The sequence below is a fragment of the Actinomycetota bacterium genome (genome assembly GCA_036280995.1).
Classification (GTDB): Bacteria; Actinomycetota; CALGFH01; order CALGFH01; family CALGFH01; genus CALGFH01.
Map to the genome: position 1 here is coordinate 1 of DASUPQ010000756.1, position 3,770 is coordinate 3,770.

Genomic DNA, 3,770 nt, shown 5'->3' on the forward strand with positions numbered 1-3,770 from the left:
CGGCAGGCTAGTGAAGCGCCTGGGTTGCTACCGAGGTTGTGAGCCTGCGTTGCTGGGAGTGTGCTTGCCTCGGTCCCTGGGAGGGAATAGCGTTGCCGCCTCCGCGGACAGGAGGTGCGGCCATGGCCCATCCCAACGAGGACCTGGTTCGTCGAGGCTACGACGCCTTCTCCCGAGGCGACATCGGGATGCTCCGGCAGCTGTTCGCCGACGATACGATCTTCCACGAGCCAGGCCGCAACCCGGTCTCGGGTGACTACCAAGGCATCGACCAGGTGCTCGCCTTTTTCGAGACACTGGCCGAGCGTTCCGGAGGGACGTTCCGGGCGACCTTGCATGATGCTGTCGCCAGCGACGGGCATGCCGTCGGGATACACGTCGCTGAGGGCGAACGGGAGGGGCGCCGGCTGCACAGCCTGCAGACGATTGTCTTCCACGTGCGCGATGGCAGGTTCGCGGAGGCGTGGGCGCTCCACCACGACCAGCAGGCAACCGACGAGTTCTGGGCGTAGGCACACGGATCAGAGGTCGTCCGGCCCGTTGCCTTCCGGCCGATCCTGGGCGACCTGGCAGCCGTCGGAGACGTACGAGGAGGAGACGGCTCCAGCTGGACTGGAGCTGCCTCCTCCTGGACGACCTTGTACAGCAGCCCCCTCGAAAGCCCCCCCAGGTCAGCCGCGAGGTTAGCGCACGACCATGCATGGTACGAGAGCCTCGTTCGCCTAGGACAAAATCTGCTAGGCTCAGGCTCACGGCCGCGCAGGAGCATGCCATGCCTCCCGAGGAGCAACGACAGGAACTGGGCGCGTTCCTCCGCGCCCGACGAGCGGCGCTACGGCCCGAGGACGTCGGACTCCCCCAAGGGGTCAACCCCCGTCGCACCCCTGGGCTACGGCGTGAGGAGCTGGCGCAGCTGGCTGGCATCAGCGTGAGCTGGTACACGCGCCTCGAACAGGGCAAGGACGTGCAGCTCTCGGCCAAGGCCGCGGCCAGGGTCGCCCAGGCGCTCCAGCTGACGACTGCTCAACACGAATACCTCCTCGCCTTGGCCCGTGGAGACCCGTTGGGGGTCCAACCCCCTCCCAGCGAGCCGGTCAGCACGACATTGCGGGACGTCCTGGACGCTCAAGGTGACAATCCTGCCTACCTTGTCGATGCCCGACTCAACCTATTGGCCTGGAATCGAGCGGCCATCAGCGTCTTCGGCTTTGCTGAGGATCTTGCAGCGGCACCAGAGCAGGAGCGCAATCTGCTGTGGCTCATCTTCACCGATGACGCTCGCATGTGGCTGGTGGACCGCGAGCGCCATGCCAAGCTCCTGGTCGCCCAATTTCGAGACGCTTCGCGCCATTTGATCAACGATCCCTGGTATGGCCGGTTCGTCGAGCGGCTCCAACAGCGCAGCCAGGAGTTCGCCGACTGGTGGTCCCACCACGACGTCGAGCGGGTGCAGGAAACCCAGAAGGTAATTGAGCATCCGGCGGTCGGCCGGCTCACACTGCGGCAGACAGTGCTCCAGGTCGTCGACGACAGCCGGGCGCTGTACCTGATCCTCTACACGCCTGCTCCCGATACCGATACCGCCGAGAAGCTGCAGAAGCTGGCCATCGAAGCCGGTCACGACTAGCTGATCTGCGTTGCTTGCCATAGATGTGAGCGGCCCTGGGTTGGCCCCCCCGCCCGGGGCCGCTCACCATTAGCACGATGTCTGGACAGGACGCCCGGCCGTCCTCTGAATGTGGCCGGGCCCTGGCGACCTTGACCGCCTGCAATCGTGCAAGGCAAGACCGAGGTCCACCCCTTCCGCGTCCCCAACGAACAATCAGGTCCCCAGTCGATCGGAAGCGGAATACAAGCGGCCAAGCGCTGCACAGCCGCAGGTCGCGGGCGAGCGTCCAGGCCGCAATCTCCTGGCGTGAAGACGCCGGGGCTGTCTTGGAGACGATCCGGCGGGGGCAGTCTCAGATGGCTGCCGGCCCGCCGGGGCCGGTCCAAACGAGCCGCTCATTGGTGACGGTTTGGGCGTGCTCCTGCGGTTGGGGTCAGCTGGTGTGGTCGGGGTGGTAGAGGCCGAGCACGGTGTCGGGGCTCGTGCCGCCGGGCCCGATGGCCTTGACGGTGAGGTGGGCGGTCAGGGGCTCGTCCGGGTAGCCCCAGGCCAGGGTCCACCCGTCGCTGCCGTTGGTGTCCTCGCCAAGCAGCCGAGCCGAGGTGTCGGTCCCGGTCGGGCTGAGGAGGAATCGCACCCTCTGGGTGTTGACCGCCTGGACCCGGAACAGGACCTTGCCGGCCCCGGCGGGCAGCCGCAGGAAGCCGCCCTCCCTCGGCAGGGCGGGGATGGTGGTCACCGACATGATGCGTGGACGGGCGGCGGGGCCTGGGGCCGGTGGGGTTGGGTCCGGGTTCGGGGGTGAGGGCGCAGGGGTCGTGCTGACGATCGGCGGCTGGCTGGGTGCGCTGGTGGGCTGGTCCGGTTGGCTTTGGCCGCAGCCGGCGGCAGCCAGGCTGGCGACCAGCAGGGCGGTGGCGATGGTGCGGATGGGACGCATGATGCTCATCCCCCAGTGGGCTCCGGATGCTGCTGGAGTCCTGCTGCGACGGGCATCGCAGCGACAGGTGGCAACTACGATCGACAATGTTGGGAGTGGCGGTGGTGGCTGGGCTGCGGCCGCCGGCGCCGCCACGGCAGCCGCAGACTCCAAGGTTCTACGGCACGAACACCTCGGCGAGCTTCACCACCTGGCCGTGCCGCACCGTGATCGAGAATGGCAGTCCGGTGGGCATGTAGGTGGCGAGCTTGGTGAGGGTCACCGGGATGTGTTCTTCGCTGGAGTTGTGGCCGTTGCCCCAGGCGAGGGTGATGACGGTGATGGGCGCGTCGGAGGGCACCGGCAGGGTGCGCAGTCTGGGGTTGACGTTGCGGATGTAGTAGCCGTTGGGCACCCACTGCCGGACCTGCTCGGGCGAGGCCTCGGGGTGGTCCTTGGCGGCCTCCCTGAGGGCTTCGTCACCGCCGTAGAACTGGATCAGGTCGAACCTGATGGTCCTGCGGTCGGGGTCGACGGTCTTGAGGTAGACGATGTGGCGGCCGTCGACCAGCACCACCGGCTGGCGCGTGGGCGTCGGGTCGGCGGGGGCTGGGGCCGCGGGGGGTGCCGTGACGACCGGTGGTTGGCTGGGTGGTGGCGAGGCGCTCTCGTCGGGTTGGCTGCGGCCGCAGCCGGCCACGGCGAGGCTGGCGACGAGGAGGGCGGTGGCGAGGGGTCGGATGGGGCGCATGCTGGTCATCCCTTTAGTGGGTTCCGGGGGTGTGGAACCCGATGGTCCAATTATCGCAGAAACAGGTCACAAATCTTGATCAGGAATGTTGCGTCGATATCCCCAATCGGTCGTGATCAAGTCACGATTAGAAATCAGGATGGTGTAGGTGGATCGGTCGGTCATGACGGCGTGGACCTCCCTTTTGGTATCGGGCGACGCCGACGCCGGGCCACGCCGACTGCGTCCGCTGGGGGGCGTCGGTAGCGCGCGAACCTCAGCTCCAGCATGCGCCGCGTCCTGGGCGGGGCCTAGGGTCGTCGGGCCCGCCACGGGCGGGCAGATCCAGGCTTAGCAGGTGGATGAGCTGGAGGGAGTGCGCCGCGAGCCGACGAACAGCGACACCATGTCGACCGCGATGACGGCGTTCGCCACGCCGAGCAGCAGGGTGTCCGCCGCGATGCTGGGGTCGCCCGGCCAGACAAGCATGTTCCACACCGCTGTGTGCGCCA

At 67.6% G+C, this 3,770-nt stretch carries 4 protein-coding genes; 2 read left to right on the forward strand and 2 right to left on the reverse strand.

Going from position 1 to position 3,770, the window contains the following annotated elements; genetic code table 11:
• The first annotated feature begins 122 nt into the window (after positions 1–122).
• The gene (locus tag VF468_25325) at positions 123–512 is read left to right on the forward strand and encodes a nuclear transport factor 2 family protein (GenBank protein HEX5881609.1); all 390 of its coding nucleotides are present in this window, start codon (positions 123–125) and stop codon (positions 510–512) included.
• Between the two features lie 260 nt (positions 513–772).
• Positions 773–1,627, forward strand: coding sequence for a helix-turn-helix transcriptional regulator (locus tag VF468_25330; protein ID HEX5881610.1), 855 nt, complete (start codon positions 773–775; stop codon positions 1,625–1,627).
• Between the two features lie 415 nt (positions 1,628–2,042).
• On the opposite strand, the gene VF468_25335 is transcribed toward VF468_25330, so the two are convergent.
• A complete protein-coding gene (locus tag VF468_25335) occupies positions 2,043–2,348 on the reverse strand; it encodes a hypothetical protein (GenBank protein ID HEX5881611.1) in 306 nt (101 codons plus the stop codon).
• Between the two features lie 358 nt (positions 2,349–2,706).
• Positions 2,707–3,279: a hypothetical protein gene (locus VF468_25340; protein ID HEX5881612.1), complete on the reverse strand. Its 573-nt coding sequence runs from the start codon at positions 3,277–3,279 to the stop codon at positions 2,707–2,709.
• Positions 3,280–3,770: the final 491 nt, after the last annotated feature.